The sequence below is a fragment of the Alcanivorax quisquiliarum genome, assembly GCF_023051175.1.
GTDB lineage: Bacteria > Pseudomonadota > Gammaproteobacteria > Pseudomonadales > Alcanivoracaceae > Isoalcanivorax > Isoalcanivorax quisquiliarum.
The window spans coordinates 34361-56516 of the sequence record NZ_JALKII010000002.1; the positions used below are offsets into that span (position 1 = coordinate 34361).

Genomic DNA, 22156 nt, shown 5'->3' on the forward strand with positions numbered 1-22156 from the left:
CAGCCACAGTGGCTGCCCAAGGGATATTCAGGCAGCCGCTTCGTCTTCCAGGGCGCGTTTGCGCTCGTGGCGCTTCTGCAGGTCTGATTTATCGGTTGAAACCAGCTGGAAGTTGAACTCGACTTCGACAACAGGGCCGGAAAACCCGTGGCGCGCTGCTTCTTCGGATTGCATCACTTTACGCGGCTCCACCACCAGCTCGTCACGGGTAGCGAAGGCAAAATCATCATAGGTGTACTCGTCACCTGCCAGGTTGATCTGCGTGGTCAGATGCTTGTGCCCCGGGCCGGAGATAAAGAAGTGGATGTGTGCCGGGCGGCGGCCATGGCGGCCGAGCAGATCCAGCAGCTTCTGCGTGCTTCCTTCTGGCGGGCAGCCGTAGCCGGATGGAATGATCGACAACGCACTGTACCGGCCATTTTCATCGGTCTTGATGCGGCGGCGCAGGTTGTAATCGCTCTGCGACTTGTCAAAGTAGGAATAGTTGCCCTTGCTGTTGCAATGCCATACATCTACAACAGCATTTGCCAGTGGCTTGCCATCTGCGCCTGTCACCTGGCCTTTCAACAGCATGGTATCGGCGTCGGTGTCGGTGCCGTCATCCATTCTGGCGAAACCTTCTGCCATGGGTGCACCGGCCACATAAAGGGGCCCTTCGATGGTGCGTGGCGTGCCCCCTGCCAAACCGGCTTGCTCATCCTCGGCATCCATACGGATATCCAGATATTTGTCCAGGCCCAGACCTGGCGCTAACAACGATGCTTCGCCGTTTTTGCCCAACTCACCGATATAGTAGACCGCACTCCAGAATTCTTCCGGGGTCACGTCAAAATCTTCGATCAGCTGATAAATATTTTCCATCAGCCGATGCAGGATCTTCTTCACTCGGGCATTGCCGCCTTCTTTGTGAAAACCGGCTACCTTTTCCAGAAGCTCCTTGACCTCTTCAGTTTGCATGGTTTTGACAGTCATGGGTGGTACTCCTCATCATTATTGTTATTGCGCAGCTGATATCATGTGAGCTGGCAATAGCTTCAGACGGCACTCTACTTCTGGTCGGCGCCGGGGTTCAGGGTTCTGTTATCGATCATCTTCATGAATGGACGACGGATGCCGGCATAGCGGTGCCACGCTAATTTCCATGAAGGGAAACAGCGGCAGGTTGCTGATGATGTCCTGCAACTCGGCGTTATCGGCCACATCAAAAATACTGACATTGGAATAGCTGCCGGCAACACGCCACAGATGGCGCCACTTGCCTTGCCGTTGCAGTTCCTGCGCGTACTCCTTCTCACGCGCCTTGATCTCTGCTGCTTGCTCGGCGGGCATCTGATACGGGATGTTGACCTTCATCTCCACTTTGAAAAGCATCTGCTTGCCTCCACTTTGGGCCGCATGGCCACGTTTGCGCTGGCGGATCTGCTTACTCCACCGGACTCACTTGCGCTGGTAACGCGCGAGCTTGTCTTCGTCGATTTCGATACCCAGGCCGGGGCCAGTGGGTAACTCCACACCGTTGTCGTGAAACTTCAGGGGCTGCACGACAATGTCATCTTTCATCAGCAACGGGCCAAACATTTCCGTGCCCCAGTGCAGTGTTTCCAGTGTCGACCAGGCGTGCAGCGAGGCCGCTGTGCCGATGGTGCCCTCCAGCATGGTGCCGCCGTACAGGCCGATACCCGCCGCACGGGCAACAGCGGCTTGTTCGAGCACCCGCAACGGCCCGCCCGCCTTGGCGATTTTCAGCGCCACAGCACCGCTGAAACCCGCCGCGGCCAGGTTGTACATATCCGTGGCATCAGCGAGCGATTCATCCGCCAGGATGGGAATGTGAAATTTGGCGGAAAGCCGTGCCAGGGCTGAGAAATCTTTCAACGGCGTCGGCTGCTCCACCAGATCAATACCGGCCGCCTGCAACTCGGCCATCCCTCGCGCAGCCGTGGCCTCGTCCCATGCCTGGTTCACGTCCACACGCACGCTTGCCTGATCGCCCAGCGCAGCCTTGATGGCCGCCACATGGCGCACATCATCCATCAGCGCACGCGAGCCGATCTTGAGCTTGAAATCGCAGTGTCGGCGCTCGGCAATGAGTTGCTTTGCCTCGTCAATATCACGCTGGGTATCGCCACTGGCGAGCGTCCACAGCACCGGCAAATGGGTGTGCAATGCGCCGCCGAGCAGTGCCGCCAAAGGCTGGTTGAGCCGCTTGCCGAACAGATCAAGCAAGGCGGTTTCGATGGCAGATTTGGCGAGGTTGTTGCCACGGCTGGAGCGGTTCAGCGCTACCCTGAGGGTATTGAGCGCATCTGCCGGCTGCCCGAGCAGTTGTGGCTTGAAGTAATGGTCAATGGTAAGTTTGATGCCTTCCGGGCTTTCCGGCCCGTACGCCAGCCCACCGATGGTGGTGGCTTCACCCAGCCCTTCGCGTCCGTCAGAATCCTTGATGCGAACGATCACCATGGTCTGAACTCCCATGGTAGTCATGGAAAGCTGGTGCGGCCGAATGGTGGGGATATCCACCAGAATGGCATCAACGGACTCGATGGTGGCGCTCATGATTGCTCCGAATTCGCAAAGTGTGAAGAAGCGGTGACATCAACGTTACGAAGCTTCGAAACATTGAACCAATACTGATTAAGTAACGAGCGATACCCAGGAGGTATGGATGGAGGTGAGACACTTGCGGTACTTCGTGGCCGTGGCCGAAGAGCGCAATTTCACCCGTGCCGCCGAAAAGCTGTTTATCGCCCAGCCGCCGCTGACCCGCGCCATCAAGCAGCTGGAAGACGAGATCGGCATTGATCTGTTCATCCGCAAGCCACGCGGGCTGGAGCTGACTTCAGGTGGCGCCTATTTCCTGCTGCAAGCGCAGCAGGTGCTCGACAAGATCGAAGCCATGGTGGAAGACACCCGCCGCATCGCACTCGGCCGCAAGACCGTGTTCTCGATCGGCTTCGTGCCGTCCGTGTTTTACGGCCAGCTGCCGCTGATGGTGCGGCGCCTGCGGCAGAACAAGAACCTGGAAATCGTGCTGCATGAGCTGAAAACCCGGCAGCAGATAGATGCGCTGAAATCCGGCCGTATTGATATCGGCTTTGGCCGGCTACGCATCGACGACCCGGATGTGGAGCAGGAAATCCTGTTCGACGAGCCGTTGGTTGCCGCACTGCCTGCGGGCCATCCGCTTGCTGGTGCGCCACCCTCGATGGAGCAACTGGCGGACGTGCCGATGATTGTTTTCCCCACCGGCCCGGGCCCCAATTTCGCTGATATCACCCATGGCCTGTTTCGTCGCCGCGGCCTGAAAGTGAATGTGATCCAGCAGGTCAACGATCTGCAAACTGCGCTGTCTCTGGTGGCCTCGGAGATGGGTTTTACGCTGGTGCCCGAGCAGGTGCAGCGCGTGAATCGCGATGGCGTGCAGTATGTGCGGTTGGCCGATGACAATATCACCACGCCGGTCATTATTTCCCGGCGCCGGGGGGAGAACCCCAACGCCATCATGCGTCTGACCAACACCATTCTTGCCGAGCTGGTCGAGAACCGCCTTGGCGGCCGCTACCCCTGACGCACCGCAGTACCCAGGCTTGACGGGCGCTGCGGCACAGGCAATCATGTTCGCAATATGAACTATTGTTCGTGATATGGCATTCATCACCGCCAATCACGCCAAGCCCGCGCTCGCCCGCGACAGATTTTGACCTGCGCAGCCAGGCGTTCGTCAGCGGGCCCTCACTCCAGGAGCCCCTCATGGCATTTCTGTCTCTTCACGGCCGCCCTGTCAGCTACCGCCTGCTTGGTGATGCTGATAAACCGCTGCTGATCCTTGCTCACCCGCTCGGCATGACCCAGGCGGTCTGGGATGACATGTTGCCGGCGTTGCTGGCGCAGTACCGCATCATCACCTGGGATCTGCCCGGCCATGGCGCCAGCAGCGCCTGGCCTGATACCTCGGCCACCATCCAGCCGGAAGATCTGGCCCAGGAGGCGTTGGCGCTGGCCGCGCTTGCCGGTGCCAAGCGGTTTGCCTATGCCGGCACCTCGATCGGCGGTGTGATCGGCCAGCACCTCATTTACCAGCACAGCCACCGGCTGGAGCATGTCACCTTGACCAACACCGGCGCCGCGATCGGCACCGCCGAGGGGTGGCAACAGCGTGCCGATATGGCGAACGAGAAAGGGCTGCCCGCGATGGCCGGCGATATCGTGCCCCGCTGGTTTGGTGCGCGTGCCTGCGCCGAGCAGCCCGCGCTGGTGGATGGCTGGCGCGTGCAACTCGGCCGCACCGATGCGCGCAGCTATGCGCTGCTGTGCGAGATGCTGGGCCGCAGCGACTTTACCGGGGCATTCAAGGATGTGACTGTTCCGCCAACGCAACTGATCGCCGGCAGCGATGATGTCGCCACCCCGCCTGACGCCCTGCGCGCCCTGGCTGTGGCGCTGGGTGTTGCTGAGCCGAGAGTCCTGGAAGGTATCGGCCATGTACCGTCGATCGAATGCCCGGCTCAGCTTGCTGCGTTACTGCTGCGGTCGTCCTGAGCCGGAAGCCGGCCCAAGAGGGTTGCGGCCTGATCGCTCAAGCGCTGGGCCTGCCTGAGCAACAGCCCGATGCCGCTGCAAGCGGCCTGAAAACCGCATGCAGCAAAGCACAGCGCCGGGTGCGCGGCCACCGGGGCGGCCATGCGCTGTGCTATTCAGCCGTATCCGGCTCACCCTCGGGATCGAAAAGATGCCCCATGCGCAGCTTTTTTGCCGCCAGATAACCGGCGTTTTCGGGGTGTGCCTCTACCTGCAACGGGATGCGCTCCACGACCGTGAAGCCATCACGCTCCATCGCCTCGACCTTGGCGGGATTGTTGGTCATCAACCGCAGCCGGCGCACGCCAAAATGGCGCAGCATGGCAGTTGCCATGGAATATTCCCGCGCATCTTCCAGCAGCCCCAGGCGCAGGTTCGCATCGACGGTATCCAGCCCCTCATCCTGCAACGCATAAGCTTTGACCTTGTTGAGCAGCCCGACGCCTCGGCCTTCCTGCGGCAGATAGATCAACAGCCCGGTTCCCTGCTGCGCAATAGTCTCCAGAGCCAGATGCAACTGCGGGCCACAATCGCATCGCAGGCTGGCAAACGCATCCCCCGTCAGGCATTCGGAATGAATCCGGCAGAGCAGTGGTGTCTGGTCAGGTGAGGACGCGGCAGATACCTCGCCCATCGTCAGCGCCACAGCTTGCTGGCCGCCGTCCTCGTCACCGAAACCATGTAGCTCAAAAAGGCCCCAGCGCGTCGGCAAGCGCGCCGAATCCACCCATTTGAGATCTGCCATACCCTTCTCCTGCTCTGTTGTCCGAGCCGGCAATCATCCGGCCTTCCATGCTCCGGCGCAAACAGCACACAACGAGCCCCTGCTGTACAGCGTGCGGCCCTGCCACGCCTTGACCAAAGCCACTCCGGGCCGCAACGGATATGGTAAGGTGCCGGGCACCGTCATTTTGCTTATCAGGACGACTCATGTTCCGACGCACCAAAATTGTCGCCACCGTCGGCCCTGCTTCTTCCTCGGAGGCCATGCTGGGCTGCTTGATGGAGGCAGGGGTCAATGTCTTCCGGCTGAATTTCTCCCACGGCACGGCAGACGGCCATCGCGAAACAGCCGCACACATTCGCCGTCAGGCCGAAATACGGCGCAAGACGGTCGCGATCCTGGCTGATCTGCAAGGCCCGAAAATTCGCATTGCCCGCTTTCGCGACGGCGCCGTCACTCTTGAAACCGGGCAGCGCTTTACCCTGGATACTTCCCTCGCCGGGGATGCTGGCGACACCCGGCAGGTCGGCCTGGATTATCCGCAACTGGCCGAGGACAGCCGCCCCGGCGATTCACTATTGCTGGATGACGGCCTGATCCGGTTGCGGGTTCTGGAAATCGAAGGCCCGCGCATTCACTGTGAGGTACGCGCCGGCGGCCGGCTCTCCGACAACAAGGGCATCAACCGCAAGGGCGGCGGCCTCAGCGCACGCGCGCTCACGGAAAAAGACCGCGCCGATATCGTCACCGCCGCCGAGATGGATGTGGATTACCTTGCCTTGTCCTTCCCGCGCGATGCCAGCGATGTGGAAGAGACCCGCGCATTGTTCCGCGCCGCTGGCGGTGCCGGCGGCATCGTCGCCAAGATCGAACGGGCCGAAGCCGTTGCCGAAGATGAAACCCTCGATCAGATCATTCTCGCCTCGGACGGCGTGATGGTGGCACGGGGTGATCTTGCCGTGGAAATTGGCGATGCCGAGCTGGTCGGCGTGCAAAAGCACATCATCCAGCGCGCCCGAGCGCTGGATCGCTTTGTCATCACTGCGACGCAAATGATGGAATCGATGATCAACAGCCCGCAGCCTACCCGGGCTGAAGTATCGGATGTCGCCAACGCCGTGCTCGATGGCACGGATGCAGTGATGCTGTCCGCAGAAACCGCCGTGGGGCAGTTCCCCGAGGAAACCGTGCGCGCCATGCACCGGATCATTCGCGGTGCGGAACGCACTTACCAGTCACACCCGCCGTCCCGCCAGCACGAATTCTTTTCGCAGGTGGATGAATCGATTGCCATGGCAGCGATGTATGTGGCCAATCACCTGCAAGGGGTGCGTGCCATCATTGCCATGACCGAAACCGGCGCCACGCCGCAATTGATGTCGCGTATTCGCTCCGGCATGCCGATCTTCGCCTTTACACCCCATCCGCGCACGCAGCGCCGGGTTGCCATTTATCGTGGCGTGGAAACCATCCCCTTCGACAGCGCCAGCCTGTCACCCGACTGCGTCAATCACGAGGCCGTAAATCGCCTCGTGCAGCTTGGCCTGGTACACAAAGGCGATCGATTGATCCTGACCAAAGGCGATTATGTGCGCGCGCATGGCGGCACCAACGCGCTGAAGATCGTAACGGTGGGCGAGCCAATTCATTAAAAGAAAAGCGAGATGGGGCGGCGCCGCATCTCGCATCAAACCCGGCGCAAACACCAGGCAAAGAACCAAACAAACCCAATCGATAAGGAGACTGTCACAGGTCATCGTGTGACACCCTCAGAGTGCGCCACCGGCCCCCATGCTACAAGTCACCGTGCTTGGCGGATTTGTCAGCCCTTCGGCAAGGGCCGCTACGTTATGTGACCGCGCAGCCCCCGGTACTTCTGCTTCGTCACTGGCAGCCGCGAACGTAACCCCCCTGCATCCATTCGGTAACAAATTCCGCACTCGGGTGACACTGATCAGTATTTTATTCTCGTTTTGTATCCACCGGCTCCCCTTGCCGATCACTCATGACAGAGTTGCACCTTCGTAATTGTACTTTCGTACAAACAACCCGCACAACAAACAAAAAGTAATCGGGAGATTGTCATGAGAATACGTAGCCTGCTGGTGTTGCTGTCAGCGTGCAGCCTGGTAATGGCCGCCTGCGGCGGAGGCGGCAGCAGTCGCACCGCCAGCGCCCCGCCCATCGTGGAGCCCGGCCCCGAGCAACCCGGACCCGAGCAACCTGAGCACCGCACACCTGTTCCCGTAACCCATCCTTTTGCCGACCACGGCACCGTGCTCAATATTCTCCCGCCCGGCCAGGACGACAACGGCGGCATCAGCAATCTGGTGCAGGAAGTGCCCGGCCTTGGCGATTTGCTTGCCGGGCTGCTTGACGGCGGCGTCAGCGAGCTTGGCCTGGCGCCCGCGCTATTCAAGGAGCCGCATTTCGACGACCAGCTCGACATGTATGAAGACCTTGCCTTCAGCCCACCCGGCCTGACCGACGACCAACTGGCCGATTACTTCAAACCCGCCCCCCTGCTGGCACCGGATGCCGGCAACTGGACACGCCAGCTGACGCTGGACGTTGCCGATTATCAAGTCAGCATTCACCGCGACGATTTCGGCGTGCCGCATATTTTTGGTGCTGACCGCGATAGCGCATTGTTCGGCATGGGCTACGTGACCGCAGAAGACCGGCTGTTTCTGCTTGATGTGCTGCGCCGGGCTGGGCGCGGTGAGTTGTCCAAATTTCTGGGCCCGGCTGATTTCTCCTTCGACATGGATATTGCTGCCCAGGCGCCATACCGTGAGACCGATCGCACCATGCAGATCGCCCAGCTCGCCAGCAAGCTTGGCGACGACGGCGCACTGATTTTTCGTGACGCCACAGCCTTTGTGGACGGGCTGAATCATTATGTCATTCAGGCCCGCAGCGGCCTGTTGCAGGTGCCCATCGAGTATGTTGGGCTGGGCGTGACCTTGCAGCCGTTTGTGGTCGAAGATGTGGTTGCCATTGCCACACTGATCCAGGGAATTTTCGCTGGCGGTGGCGGTGCGGAACACCAGAACGTGCTGCGACTTCAGGCACTGCTCGAAAGCGTCAATGACGAGCAGTTGGCGTGCGATCTCTGGCGCGATATGCGCCACGCCAACGACCCGGAATCTTCCGTTACCACTACGCTGGAATTCGCGACGCAATCCCCCCCGCACATTGATGAAAGCGCCTGCCCGCTCAGCAACGGTTTTGCCGCGCACTACCCCGGCGCCGTGATGTTCGACGCCGGCAGCTTTGTCGCGCACCAGCCATTGGTCACCGAGCCCTGTGGCCGGCCGGGGCAAGCTGAGTGCCCTGGTCTGGCCGGCGCACTACCGGCCCTGCCGGCCACCGGCGTGGTTGAGGCAATCATCAACAGTACGCTGGAGCTGCTGCGCGGATTGTTATCGCTCTCCGATGCCAGCGATATCATCATTCCGTTCCGGCCGGACGGCGCCCCCGCCGGCACCCCCATCGACACCATGCTGGCCAGCACCGAAGCACCCGTTACGCTTGCGGCGCTCGACATATCGCTGGCCTATCAGGCGCGCGATAGCGCACTGGCGGCACTGGACAGCTTGTCGCAATTGCGCGAGGGCTTCCCGGCCACCATGTCCAACGCCTTGCTGATCAATGCCGAACACACCGCCAGCGGCCATCCGTTGGCCGTATTCGGCCCGCAGACCAGCTATTTTGTGCCGCAGCTGCTGCTGGAAATGGCCGTGCACGGCGGCGATCTGCACACTCGCGGCATGACTTTCACCGGCCTGCCTTATGTGGTGATCGGGCGCGGCCCGGATTTTGCCTGGAGTGCCACCTCCGGCAACTCCGATCTGACCGACATCCGTGTGCTGCCACTGTGCGCCGTCGGCGACGGCAGTATCGGCAACGGACATTACCACCATGGCCAGTGCCAGCCATTTGATGTGATCGAAGATGAATGGAGCGCACGCTGGAACATCGCCGTGCCAGGCGACGACCCGCTTGCCACAGGGCAGAGCGTAAAAGTAAGCCGCCATGTTATTCGCAGCCCGATCTACGGCCCGGTGATCGGTTTTGCCACCGTTGACGGGCAGCCTGTAGCACTGGCCAGCCAGCGCAGCACCTATTTCGCCGAGCTGGACACCGCGCTGCCTTTCTTGCGCGCAACACGCAACGATGTATTCGACGAGCAAAGCTTTCGCGAAGTATTCAATGCCACCACCGGCAGCTTCAACTGGTTCTATATCGATCATCAGGACATCAGCTTCATTCACGCCGGGCAATATCCCAGGCGCGCCGAAGGCGTGCACCCCGATCTGCCATCCTGGGGTGATGGCCGCTACGACTGGAACGGTTTTCTGAGCCTGGAAGAGCACCCACAGGAAACCAACCCTGCCCGGGGCTATCTGGCCAGCTGGAACAACCGCCCGGCGCCGGGCTGGTGGTCGGCCGATGACAATGCCAGTTATCAGCTGGTGCATCGCAACGATATGCTTGATGTGCGGCTTGAAGCGTTGGTCAGCGCAGGCAACGTCACCCTGGCGCAGCTGACAGAAGCCATGGCCGATGCCGCCGTTACCGACCTGCGCGGTCAGGAAATTGTGCCCACCGCTCTCGCGCTGTTACAACAGGGCGCACTCACTTCAGAGCAGAACGAAGCGCTGACGCTGATGGAAGAATGGATCGAGCTGGGCGCCCCGCGCCGTGATCGCGACAACGATGGCCGCTACGATCAGGAACAGGCGGTGGCGTTGATGGATGCCTGGTATCCGCACATGATCGAAGCATTGCTGCCGCAGGTACTGCCTCTGGAACGTGCCGGCCTGGCGCCGGTTGGCCGCGACAACGCACCCGGTGCCATGGGCTCGGCTTATCAGCAGGGCTACTACGGCTACCTGCGCCGCGTGCTGGAAATGGCAATGCACGACAGCACCGCGCCCTATCGCGCACTGCGTTGTGCCGGCGATGAACAGCCGCAGAATTGCCGCACGCAACTGCTCGCCAGCCTGGATAACGCACTGGCCGATCTCGGCGGCATTGCAGAGCGCGACAACTGGCGCGTGAACATGCTGCAAGACAGCGTTCAACACCGCGCCATCGGCTTGGCCGGCGTGCGCGCCACGCACTGGCAGAACAGGCCGACATTTCAGCAGGCGGTAGAATTTACGTCCGCCCGTTAGCCTGGCATGGCGTGCCTGCCGGCGCTCGACACGGCGCCAGCAGGCACGCACTCACGCTTATCTCACACGCTTGTCTCACACACTGGTTCACATAGAGCAGCAACCGTTTCAGCCGCTATTGCCGCGCTGTGGTGGCCGGACAACCTGCTCGATTTGCTGGCCCAATCCCGGCATATCCCGACGACTCAAGAAAATAAAAACGGGCCGCCTGCCGCTCGCAACAAGGGCTGAAAAATCACGAACAGCTACCCCGCCGATACGACATGACCACCGGCTGCGCACACGCCTGGCAATTGTTGCCGTATTCCGCCAGCGGCTGCCCCTGCTGATCGAAACCACACACCGGATCATGGATCATTGGACACATGACCCGCTCGGGCGGCGCCTTGGGCTTGTCACCACAGGCTATGGCGCCGCTGGGTAATACTGGAGCGGCCTGGCAACCCGAGAGCGCCGCCAGCAGTAGCGCTGCTGCCAATCCGATCCATCCTTTCTGTTTCATATCCGACTCCTGTATTCATAGCAGCGCGCTTGCGCTGGCCAACCCGAGAGGCAAGCCGAGAGACAGCCGGACAGACAAGTCCGGTACAACTTGCCTCGGCACCCTGCGCACAGGGTACACTGGATCGCAGCGAGGCAGATAACCGGGAGGAGCCGTCACGAGCCGCAGATTCAAACGCAACGTGCCGAATAACAAGAGCTGCTTTGGGGGAACAGAAAAATATGCCGCGCATCCTGTCAGGGGCCGCTATCCTGCTGGCCATATTGCTTTCCGCCTGCGACAGACACACGCCGCTGGATGCATCACCGGAGGGCATCCGCGCGCACGGCGAGCTGGTCGTATTGACGCGCAACGCGCCGACAACCTATTTCATTGATCGCGACGATATGCCGACCGGTTTTGAATACGATCTCGCCACGGATTTTGCGCACTACCTTGGCGTGCCGGCGCGCTTCGTGACGCTGGACAGCATCACCGATATTCAGGACGCACTGGCCGCCGGCAAGGCACATATGGCCGCCGCCGGCCTGTCGCGACTTGAAAGCCGCGCCGAGCGATTCGAATTCGGCCCCGGTTATTACGAGGTGGAGCAACAGGTGATCTGCCGCCGTGGCGGGCCGTTGCCGCGAGATTTGCAGGCGCTGGCGGACGTCTCGCTGGTGGTGACCGCCGGCTCCAGTTACGAAGCCCGGCTGCAACATTTGCAACAAACCGAACAGCCCGGGCTAACGTGGCGCTCCGACGATACCTCGTCCACCGAGCAATTGTTGCAGCAGGTCTGGGAGGAGCACATCGATTGCACCGTGGCCGATTCCAATATCGTTGCCATCAACCGGCGCTACTTTCCCGAGCTGGTCATCATGTTTCCCCTGAACACACCCGAGCTGCTCTCCTGGCTGGCACCCAAAGGCGCACACGAACTGGCCACGGCCATGGATGAGTGGTACCAGCAAGCCAACGAAGCCGCTTTCGTTACCGAAATCGCAGCGCGTTATTTTGCGCATGTGGAAGTGTTCGATTATGTCGATGTGGCACGTTTTGTTCGCCGTATCCAGGAGCAGCTGCCGGATTACGAGCCGATGTTTCGTGCCGCCGCAGAGCAGTACGACCTTGATTGGTCGCTACTGGCCGCGCAGGCATATCAGGAATCCCACTGGGACCCGGCTGCCCGCAGCCCCACCGGCGTGCGCGGCATCATGATGCTCACACTGCGCACAGCCAGCGAGGTGGGTGTGACCAATCGGCTTGATCCGGAGCAAAGCATTCTTGGCGGCGCCCGCTATCTGGCCAACCTGCGCGAGCGCCTGCCTGACAGCATCGAAGAACCGCACCGCACCTGGATCGCGCTGGCGGCTTACAACGTCGGCCTGGGCCATGTTCATGATGCGCGGGCGCTGGCGCAGCGGCTGGGCCGCAACCCGGATAGCTGGCTGGATCTGCGTACTGTGCTGCCGCTGCTGTCGCAACCGGAGTATTACCGCACCTTGCGGTTCGGCTACGCCCGTGGCAGCGAGCCCGTGCAATATGTACGCCGCATCCGCAATTACGAGGAAATTCTGATGCAACAGCTGGCGATGCATTTTGCCGCTCAATAGCGCAGGCGGCGCCACGATGCCAGTGCCGACTGGCACAGTCATACAATATTTTACATTTGTGCACGCTACAGGTAGCGACAGCAGCGACTGCATCCTGCATGGTTGGCACAAACGTGCTTACGACTGTACACCCAACCATGACACAACTACTGGCTTCTCGCCCCTCACACACGCGTCCGGCTGGCGCCGCTCGGCCCCAACTCGCCACGCAGGTGGAACACTGGCTCGATGACCACGCACTGGCGATAGACAGCCAAGGCGAGCCCGTCACATCGCCGTTTCTGGCCGATGACGTGGTGGCTTACCAGATTGGCGTGGCAACACTGCACGCCGACAGCAGCGATGCCGAGCTGGACGCGCTGGCCAGCCAGCTGGCGGCAGAGCACTTTGCCACACCCGGCCAACTCCGCGCCGAACATGCCGCGCCGGTCTATCACGCGCTGGCCATCCTGCGCGACGAACTACGCCAGCAACCCCGATTGCATCAGCCGGCATAACGCACCGCACGGCGCTCTTCTCGGGGCTTCAGGGGCTTCAGGGGCTTCAGAGCTTCAGGGTTTCAGGACGGGCTCGGCGCTTCGCCGCTGGCCCACGCAGCTTTCTCGTTAACGCCCCCTGCTTCATCTGTGCTCCATCTATGCTTCATTCCTGCTTCGTCAGCGTCTCGCGCCGCTGCCGGGCAACGCTCAGGCCCATGCCCGTGGCCGCCCAGCCCAGTGCTATCCCGGCGCCAATCAGCATCGCCAGCGACGGCAGGCTTTCCAGCAGATCCAGGCCGCGCTTGACCCAACCGCTCACCGCATCGCCACCTCGATAGATCACCGTATCAATGAAATTTTTGGCTTTGTACTTCTGCTCCGCCGGCAACACCGTGTACAGCATTTCACGGCCCGGCCGCACAAACGCATATTCGCCCGCCCGGCGCACCACCATCACCACCACGAACACGGCAAACACCGGCGCCAGCGCCAACCACAAGAACCCGGCCGCAACCACCAGCGGCACCGCCACCAGCAACACCCCCACCCCAAGCTTTTGCGCCACCCGGCCGGTGATGAACAGCTGAGTCAGGATCGCCAGCCCCTGTACCACGGTATCGATCAGCCCGAACACCTGTGTTTGCCGGGTGCGGTCCGCAAAGTGCGCCTCCACCAATCGCGCCTGCTCAAAATATAAAAAGGTGCTCACACTGGCGAGCAAGATCACGAACAGTGCGATGCCCAGCAGATAGGGTGAGCGCAGCATTTGCGTCGCACCGGCAAATGGATTGCCGCCCAGCGGCTGGCGCCACTCCCCAGCCACCGGGGCAGCCGGCTGGGGATGTCGATCACGCCAGCGATAAAGCCAGCTTGCCGCGACCGCACTCAACAACAGCAACACCGCCGACACCAACACCAGCCCAGCATGCCCCAACGGCGCCACCAGCAAGGCACCCAGGATCGGCCCGGCCAGGCCGCCAAAGCTTGCGCCACCTGCAATCAGACCGAACAGCCGCTTCGCCTGCGACGGCGCCAGCACATCGGCAAGCGCACTCCAGGCCAGCGAAATGGCCAGCAGGTTGAATACCGAGAGCCAGATATAAAAACCGCGAGCAATCCAGGGATCGTCCGGCCGCTGCAAAAAAGCCAGCGCAAACAGCACCAGATTGAACACAAAAAAAACGTACGCCCACGGCAACAACAGACGCCGTTCCACACGCGAGGCAAGCCAGCCGAACAACGGCAGCGCTGCCAACGTTGCCAAAAAAGTACCGGTGAACAACCATTGGAGGTTTTGCACGCCACCCGCAATGCCCATGGTTTCGCGCACCGGGCGCAGCATGAAATAAGCCGTGAACAGCAGGAAAAACATCGACAGCCCCGCCGCCACAGGCGGGGCTTCGCGGGCTTCCACATTGAACAGCCGCGTGACTAGCCGCATTAGCGCTTGCGCGGCCGGGTGTGCCGCCATCGTCAGCGGAACATCCGCACCAGCGCCTGTTGTTGCACTGCGCTGAGCAGCGGCCCGCGCCCGGCCTGCAATTGATCCGCCTGGCGATCGGGGCGGCTGGTGGCCGGGATCACGGTGGTGACGGCCGGGTGGCTGATGGCAAACTTGAGAAACATCTGCGCCCAGGACGTAACGCCCACCTCGCCCGCCCAATCAGGCAACGGCGTGTCTTTCACGCCGGCAAACAGCCGGCCATCATCAAACGCCCGGTTGATCAGCACTGCGATGCCTTTCTCCTTCGCCAGCGGCAAGACCGTCTCGGCGGCGGCCGGGGCATTTACCGAATAATGAATCTGAATGAAATCCAATGGCTCGCTGCGCATTACCCGCTCAAGCTCCGGCAGGCCGCTGTCGAGGTAATGTGTCACACCGACGTAGCGCGTTTTGCCCTGCTCTTTCAATTCGCGTGCATAAGGCAGCTGAATCTGCCACTGGCGCAGGTTATGCACAAACAGCAGCTCCACACGATCCGTGCGCAAGCGGCGCAACGATTCCGCCCACTGCGCTTCGGCCGCTTCGCGGGTATCGGCGGCGATCTTGGTCGCCAGAAAACACTGATCGCGCCAGCCCCCTTCAGCCAGCAGCTGGCCCAGCACCGCATCGGCGCCGGCATAATTGGGCGCGGTATCGAACACCGTGGCGCCGCTTTCAAAGAAGATCCGCAGCACTTCTTTCAGGCCCTCGAACTTCGCCGTGCCCGGCGCCGCCTCGAAGCTGCCGGAGGTGCCGGCACCGATCACCGGCAGCAGCTCGCCGGTGGAAGGGATTGCCCGCTTGAGCAACTCGCCGCCAGCATCGTCGGCAAAAGACATGCTGGCGCGGGATGCCAGGGCAAGCCCGGCAGCAGTAGCCAGAGTGGTGTGCAGAAAACGGCGGCGGGTCAGCATCGGTGCGCTCCTTTGCGTGTGGAACAAGGTTTTCCCTATCCTAACCGGATGCGGCCGCAGCGCTAATGTTTATTCGCACGAGGTGTGACGCCTGGAGGGGAGCACACGGAAAGTGCGGTAGTCCGTAGTTCACGGTTCAACATCAGCATGGCATAAAAAGAGGATTTGCCACGCTGGCCCGCTAATTTTCTACCGCAACCCCCGGCAATACGCGCTCGATTGCCTCGATCAGCCGCGCATCATCCGGCTCGACGCGGCTGGAGAAAACATCCACTACGTTGCCATCCGCATCCAGCAGGTATTTGTAGAAATTCCAGCGCGGTGCGCTGCCGCTTTCTTCCGCAAGGTAGCGAAACAGCGGATGCGCGGCGCGGCCACGCACTCGCTGCGGTGATGTCATGGTGAAGGTCACGCCGTAATCCAGATAGCAGACGCTGGCGGTCTTTTCCTCGTCCCGTGCTTCCTGCCGAAAATCGTTGGAGGGGACGCCGAGTACGTTGAGGCCGCGCTCATGATAATCACTGTATAGCGTTTGCAGCCCCTCGAACTGGCGCGTGAAACCACAGTGGCTGGCGGTATTCACCACCAGCAGCGGCTGGCCACCAAACTGGCAAAGGTTCACCGTCTCGGATGAGTTGAGCTTTTGCAGTGTGTGTTGCAGCGGCAGCGGGCACTCGGTATCAGCAGTGGCGGCAGCGAACGGCGCCAGAAACAGTATCAGCAGGGCAACGCGCATGGTTTTCTCCTGTGGCGGCCACAGCAGGCCACCTATCGGTTCGGGCTGGCGGCGCAGGCGGTGGCGGGCAACCCACTGACAGGCAACCCACTATAAGCCGCGCGTCCAGAACATCATGGGTTTCATGGTTTCATTATCATCCCCGATATCCTGCCAGGGAAAGTAGGTCGTCAGGTGCGGCTGGCGCTGGTATCCGCGTGCCAGCCAAAGCGTGTCCAGCGCCCGGTAATCTGCCGGCCGCAGAGGATGATCGGCCGGGCGCTGCACCGCACAGAACGTGGTGACGGGATAACCGTGCGCGGCGGCAAAGGCTTCCCGTTCGTCAAAGAAGCGGTGCCCCAGGCCCCGGCCGCGATAGGGCTTCTCCAGCACCGATTCACCAAAATAGAATACCGTTTCGGGTGCCACGCCCTGCCCCAGAAACGGGATCTGAAAGGCATCATCGGCATCGCTCACCGGCAAGCCGCTGGCTGCGCCCACCACTCGGCCGGCATCCAGCGCCAGCACTATCAGGCTTTGCGGCGATGCGGCATAGCGCCTGAGGTAATCCCGCTCGTAGTGCTCCGAGCCTTCGTACAAATACGGCCACTCTTTGAACACCTGAATGCGCAGGCGCGCCACAGCATCCAGCCAGGGGAGGATGGCGTCACCGGACACGGGTTTCAGAATTACTTCGGTCATAGCGCGAAAAGCCTGTGGGGAATGAATACGCATTATGGAGGTAGCAACAGCCAGACGCGAATCAGGCCGGCGCCTGCTCTCGGCTGCGCCACGGCCCACCATTCTGTCGAGGCTAACGGCTGATGATTTCCTGGCGGCCCATGGCGGCAAGCACTTCCTGCTCTGCCACCTGATACACCTCGGCGCCGTGCTCGGCAAGCATCTCGGCCAGCACCGTGCGCAACTTGCGGCACGCTGCTGGCGTGAAAAGCGGCGCGCCGTCGACAAAATTGAACACTTGTTCCGGCGCATCATCAGGGTGAAAAGCCAACCGGCGCGCTGCCATGGTGTGCCACCAGCGCGCAAGGCCGGTGGGGCTGCGATCATCCCAATCGGGAATCTGTGCGGTATCCACCGGCCGCTGGGGTGGCAGGGAAGACCAGGGGAAAGCTGATTGCTCGGGCATGGGGCACCTCCGACTGCCCCCAGCCTAGCAAAACACTGATCGTATGAACAGTTATCGGCTGCCTGCAACAATCAGGCTGGCGCCGGTAAACAGCAGCAACACGTAGACAATCTGGCGAAAGCGCTGTTCATTTGTATGCCGATGCAGCCATTCACCCAGCACCACACCGGCCACCAGCAATGGCATGTACCACAGCACCCGCGGCAACGCCGGCAGCAGGCTGCCATCCAGCAGAAACACCAGCGTCAGCAGTGAGTTAAGGCAGAACCAGACGCACACCAGCGTGGCCCGAAAGCGCGCCTTGTCCAGCGAGGCACCCGCCAGCGCATACACCAGCAGAGGGCCGCCGGAAGCAAACAGGCCATGGGTGACGCCGGCGCCCCCAACCAATAGCCGGGTCAGCCAGCGCGGGTGAGCCTCACGGGCCTGTGCGCGCCACATCAGCCACAGCTCTCGCGAGGCAAACCAGATGATCAGCGCACCGAACAGCATCTTGCTCACCGTGTCGCCCAGCGCCGGCCGTAACAGATAGCCGGCCAGTGTGCCTGCGGCCATTAGCGGCAGGATCACGCGCAGCAACGTTGGCTTGTGAATGAAACGCCGGTGCCGCAGGGTGAGGTAGCCGCTCATGAAGATATTCAACGGCACCAGCACCACGAGCACCTCGCTCATGGGCAGCATCAATGTGCCCAGCGAAAGGGCGATCACGATACTGCCAAAGCCGGTGACCGCCTCGACCGTGTAAGCCACCAGAATAAACAGGCCAAGCCACAGCCAGGGTTCCATCACTGCTCAAGCTCCACGGCAAATTTTTTCATCATGATGCGCAAATAAAGATCCGGCGCGATGCGCCATAGCAAGCTGCCGAAAACCGCTAGCCTATCCGAGTAGACGCGCTTGCGACGGGCCAGCCAGGCAGCATGGATACGCTCGGCCATCCATTCGGCACTCTTCATCTTCCCCACCATCGAACGCGCATGCCGCGCCGGCTGCCCGTCAAAACCCAGTGCATGTTGCTCGATGGGTGTATCCAGAAAGCTCGGATAGGCCATCAGCACATGCACGCCGTGGCGCTGCTCTTCACAGCGCAACACCTCAAACGACTGCGCCAGCGCACTTTTTGCTGCACAATACGCGGCACGGCCGAGCACCGGCATCCAGCCGGCCATGGAGCCGATATTGATGATCCCGCCTTGCCCCCGGCGCAGATCAGGCAGGCATTGCAGGGCAAGCGCCAGCGGCGCCTCCCAATCAACGCGCATAACCTGCGAGAGCACGCGCATCTCGGTTTTTTTCAACAGTGAACGGTGGGTGATGCCGGCATTGTTGATCAACACCCGCACGCCGCCGAAGCGCTCTCGCGCCAGCGTCACCAGCGCCGCCTGGTGCGTGCTATCCGCGATATCGCCCGCCAGTGCGGCAACACGCTCTGGCGTGCCCAACTGTGCAACCCGCTCTGCCAGGGCGGCAGCGTTCAAGTCTGCCAGCACAATATTTTCACCGTGCCGGTGAAAGACCTTCGCCAATGCCCAGCCGAGCCCGCCGGCTGCGCCGGTAATAAGAATTGCGCTCATAAATCGCCCCGCGCTCGTGCATGCTCAACGTAATATGCAAACGCCTGGGCCGATGTTTTTTCCGGCTGATAACCAAACTCTTCCTTCAATCTGCGATTGCTCAGCACTGGCCGGTAGCGAAGAAAATTGATTTGCTCCGGGCCGTAGCGCCCAAGGCCGCTTTTTTTGCCCAACCACAGTGCGGCGCGCAATACCGAGGGCGGCAAAGTCAGCACTGGTTTACCCAGCACTTCCGCAATCTGGTAAATCGTCAAGGCGCCGTCACCGGCCATATTGTAGATACCAGCGATGCTCTCGCGGATGCCATGCTCCATGGCCCGGATCACGTCCTCGTCCCAGATAAAGACAAACGGCGAATCACTGCCCTGGATCGCCAGCAGCCGGCGGCGAGCGAACAATGCGGTAATCAGATTGCGTGTTTGCGCACCGATGATCGTGCCCGGCCGAAACACCAGTTGTGCAAGCTGCGGGTACTCGTGACGAAACTCGGCGAGCATTTCCTCCACCAGCCGCTTGTGATCCGAGTAGGCGAACTCGGGGTTGCCTCGCAACGCATCCTGCTCATCGATCCAGGCCGGGTTATCTGCATGGTAGCCGTATGCAGCGCCCGAGCTTGCGAGCGTCACGTGGGACACGCCCGCGCGTACCGCGCACAACATCACGTTACGAGTGCCATTCACATCAATATCGTAATCGCGCTCGCGATCACCGCTGGCTTCGAGCACGGAGGCAAGATGCACGACATGGGTAATTTCCTCCGCCTCCATCAACCGCTGGAGCGCCGCATCGCGCACATCCAGCAGGTGAATCGGGAACGGCACATCATCACGGCCCCGGATGTCGGCACCTGCCACATGGAAATCCTGCGCCAGACGGCGCCCCAGCAAGCTGCCCACATAGCCCGCAGCCCCGGTAATCAGAATTCGCTTCTTCATGCCCCCTCCTGTGCCGGGACGATCGCCTTGCGCGACCAGAACAGCGCCACTGTCAGCCCGCTCACCAGATGCCACACTCCCCAGAATGCGGTAATGAGCATCATGCTGCCGGCCTCGGGGAAGAACGTGAATAAAATGACCAGCCCCAGCCCCGAGTTCTGGATACCGATTTCCAGCGTCACGGCGCGCTTGTCCGCATCCGGCAGGCGTGTCAGCCTCGCCAGCACATAGCCCAGTGAAAGCGCGAGCAGGTTATGAATAACGACCAGCCAGAAAAATGTATGGAAACGGGAGGTGAACAGCTCGACATTGTTACCAAAGGCGATACCGACGAAGCCCAGAAACACGGCGATCGCGATAGTGCGCAACGGCCGCTCGCTACGCTCGGCAAAGCGGGGGAAGCGGCTGCCCGCCCACATGCCCAGTAACATCGGAATAGCCAACACCAGCACGACCAGAATCAGGATATTGAGCGGGTCCAGCGAGATGGCTGTAAGCAGCTCCCGTGTGTTCGGATTGAGATAGCCGTAGAGGGCAAAGTTGAGCGGTGTCAGCACCGTGGCGGCGAGGCTTGAAATAGCGGACATACTGACAGACACCGCCACGCTGCCACGCGCCATCCAGGTCAGCACATTGGAAAACACACCACCGGGGCAGGCCGCCACCAGGATCATGCCTAGCGCCAGCTCCGCATCGATATTCAATAGCCAAGTCACCAGGCAAGTCAGCGACGGCAGCAACAGGAACTGCGCGACCATGCCGACGCCCGGCGCAACCGGCGCCACCAGAACACGGCGAAAATCATCCACGCGCAGTGTCAGCGAGACGCCAAACATCATGCAGGCCATGATGACGTTCAACGCAATCAGGCTGCCGGGATCAAAGTTGATCGGTATCGGCCCTGACATTTCAACGCACCCCGGCGGCAGTTGAATCGAGGGCACCGCTCTTCACGCCCGTTTGCAACGCCTGGATCTGCGCCAGCACCGCCTTGCGGTAGCTTTCCTTGTGAACGTAATACGCCATACGCTCCAGCTTCAGATAATTGAAACCGCCATCCTCGGTATTGCCTGCTTCAGTGCGTTTTTGTTCGCGCAGCCGTTCGGCAGCTGCCGAGCCGTTAGCCAGCGCCCGGATAAACAGCGCCACCATTTTCGCCTGTTCATTGCGCCCTTCCCAACCAAGACCCGCCGCTTCAACCATACCCAACATGAACAGGTTGTCGTGCTGCGGATGAAATACGTTGAGGTAAAGCTGCGGAGCACCCACGCCTTCCGGCCAGTTGAGATGTTCACGATCAATAAACGGGTAATGCAGCTTGTAACCGGTGGCGGCCAGGATCAGATCATAATCAGCCGATTCGCCATCGGTAAAATGCACCGTATTGCCCTGTACCGATGCGATATCCCGGCGAGCGCGAATATCACCATGCCCGAGATGATGCAGCACCAGCGAATTCATTACCGGGTGCGATTCATAGATCCGGTAATCGGGATCCGGCAGGCCGTAGTTGGAGGGCCGCCCCATCACCATGCGAATAAGATGGCCGTCCAGCCACTGTTTCAGGCGGCGAGGCAGCTTCAGCTTGCCCAGCGTATCTATCGGGCGGCCAAACAGGAATTTGGGCAGAAAATAATACCCGCGCCGCAAGGAGAGATCGACGCTGCTGGCGTGGTGCACGGCATCCACCGCGATATCGGCACCCGAGTTGCCGCAACCCATCACCAGCACGCGCTGCCCGCTCAACTGCTGCGGCGAACGGTATTCGCTGGAATGCATCAGCCGGCCGGCAAACTCGCCGGGCAGCTCAGGCAGGTTGGGATGGTGCAAGGTGCCGTTGGCAATAAGCACTCCCTGGAAGCGGCGGGTACGGCGGATACCTTCACGCTCGGTGGTGACCAGCCAGCCATCGCCCTCGGGCTCCAGGCGCAGCACACGAGTCGCGAATTCATAGTGATCGTAGAGGCCGAAGTGCCGTGCATAATTCTGAAAATACGCCTGCATCTGGTCGTGACGAGGATAATCCGGAGTATCCCTGGCCATCGGAAACTCGGCGAATTCCGTCATCGTTTTTGACGAAATCAGATGCGCTGTTTCATACATGGTGCTGTGCGGATTATTGATATCCCACAAGCCGCCCACATCCACATGCTGCTCAAGGCCGACAAAGGGAATGCCCAGCCGGGACAAATTCCGGGCCGCGGCCAGCCCCATCGGGCCGGCACCTATTAACGCGTACATAAGCTCTCCTTCTTGTTATGCTTGCCATGCGGGCAACTGTCTCAAGCCTAGGACAATGCAGCCACCTTGTACCGGCTTTTTCAGGA

General features: G+C 61.0%; 21 protein-coding genes. 6 read left to right on the top strand and 15 right to left on the bottom strand.

Features of this window, described 5'->3' with window-relative positions; genetic code table 11:
* Nucleotides 1–27 precede the first annotated feature (27 nt).
* From catA to MU846_RS03205, 3 genes are all read right to left on the bottom strand, one after another.
* A complete protein-coding gene (catA, locus tag MU846_RS03195; protein WP_246948362.1) occupies nucleotides 28–972 on the bottom strand; it encodes a catechol 1,2-dioxygenase in 945 nt (314 codons plus the stop codon).
* A gap of 108 nt (nucleotides 973–1080) precedes the next feature.
* On the bottom strand, nucleotides 1081–1371 hold the full coding sequence (gene catC, locus MU846_RS03200; protein ID WP_246948364.1) for a muconolactone Delta-isomerase: 291 nt from the start codon (nucleotides 1369–1371) through the stop codon (nucleotides 1081–1083).
* Between the two features lie 66 nt (nucleotides 1372–1437).
* Entirely contained in the window at nucleotides 1438–2556 is a 1119-nt protein-coding gene (locus tag MU846_RS03205) for a muconate/chloromuconate family cycloisomerase (protein WP_246948366.1), read from the bottom strand.
* 109 nt (nucleotides 2557–2665) lie between these two features.
* Between MU846_RS03205 and MU846_RS03210 the strand changes: the two genes are divergently transcribed.
* Nucleotides 2666–3568: a LysR family transcriptional regulator gene (locus MU846_RS03210; RefSeq protein ID WP_246948368.1), complete on the top strand. Its 903-nt coding sequence runs from the start codon at nucleotides 2666–2668 to the stop codon at nucleotides 3566–3568.
* 182 nt (nucleotides 3569–3750) lie between these two features.
* Nucleotides 3751–4539 (top strand): alpha/beta fold hydrolase, encoded by a 789-nt coding sequence (locus MU846_RS03215; protein WP_246948370.1) that lies wholly within the window; start codon nucleotides 3751–3753, stop codon nucleotides 4537–4539.
* A gap of 151 nt (nucleotides 4540–4690) precedes the next feature.
* Here the strand turns inward: MU846_RS03215 and ribA are convergent, their stop codons facing one another.
* Nucleotides 4691–5323 (bottom strand): GTP cyclohydrolase II, encoded by a 633-nt coding sequence (gene ribA / locus MU846_RS03220; protein ID WP_246948372.1) that lies wholly within the window; start codon nucleotides 5321–5323, stop codon nucleotides 4691–4693.
* Between the two features lie 185 nt (nucleotides 5324–5508).
* Between ribA and pyk the strand changes: the two genes are divergently transcribed.
* Nucleotides 5509–6954, top strand: coding sequence for a pyruvate kinase (gene pyk, locus MU846_RS03225; protein WP_246948374.1), 1446 nt, complete (start codon nucleotides 5509–5511; stop codon nucleotides 6952–6954).
* 432 nt (nucleotides 6955–7386) lie between these two features.
* The gene (locus MU846_RS03230) at nucleotides 7387–10485 is read left to right on the top strand and encodes a penicillin acylase family protein (RefSeq protein ID WP_246948376.1); all 3099 of its coding nucleotides are present in this window, start codon (nucleotides 7387–7389) and stop codon (nucleotides 10483–10485) included.
* Between the two features lie 235 nt (nucleotides 10486–10720).
* On the opposite strand, the gene MU846_RS03235 is transcribed toward MU846_RS03230, so the two are convergent.
* A complete protein-coding gene (locus MU846_RS03235; protein ID WP_246948384.1) occupies nucleotides 10721–10987 on the bottom strand; it encodes a Kazal-type serine protease inhibitor family protein in 267 nt (88 codons plus the stop codon).
* Nucleotides 10988–11208: 221 nt separating this feature from the next.
* Between MU846_RS03235 and mltF the strand changes: the two genes are divergently transcribed.
* Both mltF and MU846_RS03245 read left to right on the top strand, forming a co-directional pair.
* Nucleotides 11209–12582 carry a membrane-bound lytic murein transglycosylase MltF gene (gene mltF, locus MU846_RS03240; RefSeq protein ID WP_246948386.1) on the top strand — a complete coding sequence of 458 codons (1374 nt, stop codon included), beginning with the start codon at nucleotides 11209–11211 and terminating at the stop codon, nucleotides 12580–12582.
* Nucleotides 12583–12719: 137 nt separating this feature from the next.
* Nucleotides 12720–13079 (top strand): hypothetical protein, encoded by a 360-nt coding sequence (locus MU846_RS03245; protein WP_246948388.1) that lies wholly within the window; start codon nucleotides 12720–12722, stop codon nucleotides 13077–13079.
* A gap of 145 nt (nucleotides 13080–13224) precedes the next feature.
* On the opposite strand, the gene MU846_RS03250 is transcribed toward MU846_RS03245, so the two are convergent.
* From MU846_RS03250 to MU846_RS03295, 10 genes are all read right to left on the bottom strand, one after another.
* Nucleotides 13225–14532: an NTP/NDP exchange transporter gene (locus tag MU846_RS03250; RefSeq protein ID WP_246948390.1), complete on the bottom strand. Its 1308-nt coding sequence runs from the start codon at nucleotides 14530–14532 to the stop codon at nucleotides 13225–13227.
* Between the two features lie 2 nt (nucleotides 14533–14534).
* On the bottom strand, nucleotides 14535–15458 hold the full coding sequence (locus tag MU846_RS03255) for an aldo/keto reductase (RefSeq protein WP_246948392.1): 924 nt from the start codon (nucleotides 15456–15458) through the stop codon (nucleotides 14535–14537).
* Nucleotides 15459–15639: 181 nt separating this feature from the next.
* Nucleotides 15640–16194: a glutathione peroxidase gene (locus MU846_RS03260; RefSeq protein WP_246948394.1), complete on the bottom strand. Its 555-nt coding sequence runs from the start codon at nucleotides 16192–16194 to the stop codon at nucleotides 15640–15642.
* A 90-nt stretch (nucleotides 16195–16284) separates the two neighbouring features.
* Entirely contained in the window at nucleotides 16285–16875 is a 591-nt protein-coding gene (locus MU846_RS03265; protein ID WP_246948396.1) for a GNAT family N-acetyltransferase, read from the bottom strand.
* Nucleotides 16876–16987: 112 nt separating this feature from the next.
* On the bottom strand, nucleotides 16988–17320 hold the full coding sequence (locus MU846_RS03270; protein ID WP_246948398.1) for a hypothetical protein: 333 nt from the start codon (nucleotides 17318–17320) through the stop codon (nucleotides 16988–16990).
* A 51-nt stretch (nucleotides 17321–17371) separates the two neighbouring features.
* Nucleotides 17372–18106: a sulfite exporter TauE/SafE family protein gene (locus MU846_RS03275; protein WP_246950149.1), complete on the bottom strand. Its 735-nt coding sequence runs from the start codon at nucleotides 18104–18106 to the stop codon at nucleotides 17372–17374.
* A complete protein-coding gene (locus MU846_RS03280) occupies nucleotides 18106–18894 on the bottom strand; it encodes an SDR family NAD(P)-dependent oxidoreductase (protein WP_246948400.1) in 789 nt (262 codons plus the stop codon). Before MU846_RS03280 ends, MU846_RS03275 begins: the two co-directional genes overlap by 1 nt.
* Nucleotides 18891–19829 (bottom strand): SDR family oxidoreductase, encoded by a 939-nt coding sequence (locus MU846_RS03285; RefSeq protein WP_246948402.1) that lies wholly within the window; start codon nucleotides 19827–19829, stop codon nucleotides 18891–18893. The genes MU846_RS03280 and MU846_RS03285 overlap by 4 nt, the downstream gene beginning before the upstream one ends.
* The gene (locus MU846_RS03290) at nucleotides 19826–20737 is read right to left on the bottom strand and encodes a bile acid:sodium symporter family protein (protein ID WP_246948404.1); all 912 of its coding nucleotides are present in this window, start codon (nucleotides 20735–20737) and stop codon (nucleotides 19826–19828) included. The genes MU846_RS03285 and MU846_RS03290 overlap by 4 nt, the downstream gene beginning before the upstream one ends.
* Nucleotide 20738: 1 nt before the next feature.
* Complete coding sequence (locus MU846_RS03295; protein WP_246948405.1) at nucleotides 20739–22070, bottom strand: flavin-containing monooxygenase; 1332 nt, start codon at nucleotides 22068–22070, stop codon at nucleotides 20739–20741.
* Between the last annotated feature and the right edge of the window lie 86 nt (nucleotides 22071–22156).

Bases quoted from the DNA above. Each gene is read 5' to 3' on its own strand.
- catA (WP_246948362.1), bottom strand. From the start codon at position 972: ATGACTGTCAAAACCATGCAAACTGAAGAGGTCAAGGAGCTTCTGGAA.
- catC (WP_246948364.1), bottom strand. From the start codon at position 1,371: ATGCTTTTCAAAGTGGAGATGAAGGTCAACATCCCGTATCAGATGCCC.
- MU846_RS03205 (WP_246948366.1), bottom strand. From the start codon at position 2,556: ATGAGCGCCACCATCGAGTCCGTTGATGCCATTCTGGTGGATATCCCC.
- MU846_RS03210 (WP_246948368.1), top strand. From the start codon at position 2,666: ATGGAGGTGAGACACTTGCGGTACTTCGTGGCCGTGGCCGAAGAGCGC.
- MU846_RS03215 (WP_246948370.1), top strand. From the start codon at position 3,751: ATGGCATTTCTGTCTCTTCACGGCCGCCCTGTCAGCTACCGCCTGCTT.
- ribA (WP_246948372.1), bottom strand. From the start codon at position 5,323: ATGGCAGATCTCAAATGGGTGGATTCGGCGCGCTTGCCGACGCGCTGG.
- pyk (WP_246948374.1), top strand. From the start codon at position 5,509: ATGTTCCGACGCACCAAAATTGTCGCCACCGTCGGCCCTGCTTCTTCC.
- MU846_RS03230 (WP_246948376.1), top strand. From the start codon at position 7,387: ATGAGAATACGTAGCCTGCTGGTGTTGCTGTCAGCGTGCAGCCTGGTA.
- MU846_RS03235 (WP_246948384.1), bottom strand. From the start codon at position 10,987: ATGAAACAGAAAGGATGGATCGGATTGGCAGCAGCGCTACTGCTGGCG.
- mltF (WP_246948386.1), top strand. From the start codon at position 11,209: ATGCCGCGCATCCTGTCAGGGGCCGCTATCCTGCTGGCCATATTGCTT.
- MU846_RS03245 (WP_246948388.1), top strand. From the start codon at position 12,720: ATGACACAACTACTGGCTTCTCGCCCCTCACACACGCGTCCGGCTGGC.
- MU846_RS03250 (WP_246948390.1), bottom strand. From the start codon at position 14,532: ATGGCGGCACACCCGGCCGCGCAAGCGCTAATGCGGCTAGTCACGCGG.
- MU846_RS03255 (WP_246948392.1), bottom strand. From the start codon at position 15,458: ATGCTGACCCGCCGCCGTTTTCTGCACACCACTCTGGCTACTGCTGCC.
- MU846_RS03260 (WP_246948394.1), bottom strand. From the start codon at position 16,194: ATGCGCGTTGCCCTGCTGATACTGTTTCTGGCGCCGTTCGCTGCCGCC.
- MU846_RS03265 (WP_246948396.1), bottom strand. From the start codon at position 16,875: ATGACCGAAGTAATTCTGAAACCCGTGTCCGGTGACGCCATCCTCCCC.
- MU846_RS03270 (WP_246948398.1), bottom strand. From the start codon at position 17,320: ATGCCCGAGCAATCAGCTTTCCCCTGGTCTTCCCTGCCACCCCAGCGG.
- MU846_RS03275 (WP_246950149.1), bottom strand. From the start codon at position 18,106: ATGGAACCCTGGCTGTGGCTTGGCCTGTTTATTCTGGTGGCTTACACG.
- MU846_RS03280 (WP_246948400.1), bottom strand. From the start codon at position 18,894: ATGAGCGCAATTCTTATTACCGGCGCAGCCGGCGGGCTCGGCTGGGCA.
- MU846_RS03285 (WP_246948402.1), bottom strand. From the start codon at position 19,829: ATGAAGAAGCGAATTCTGATTACCGGGGCTGCGGGCTATGTGGGCAGC.
- MU846_RS03290 (WP_246948404.1), bottom strand. From the start codon at position 20,737: ATGTCAGGGCCGATACCGATCAACTTTGATCCCGGCAGCCTGATTGCG.
- MU846_RS03295 (WP_246948405.1), bottom strand. From the start codon at position 22,070: ATGTACGCGTTAATAGGTGCCGGCCCGATGGGGCTGGCCGCGGCCCGG.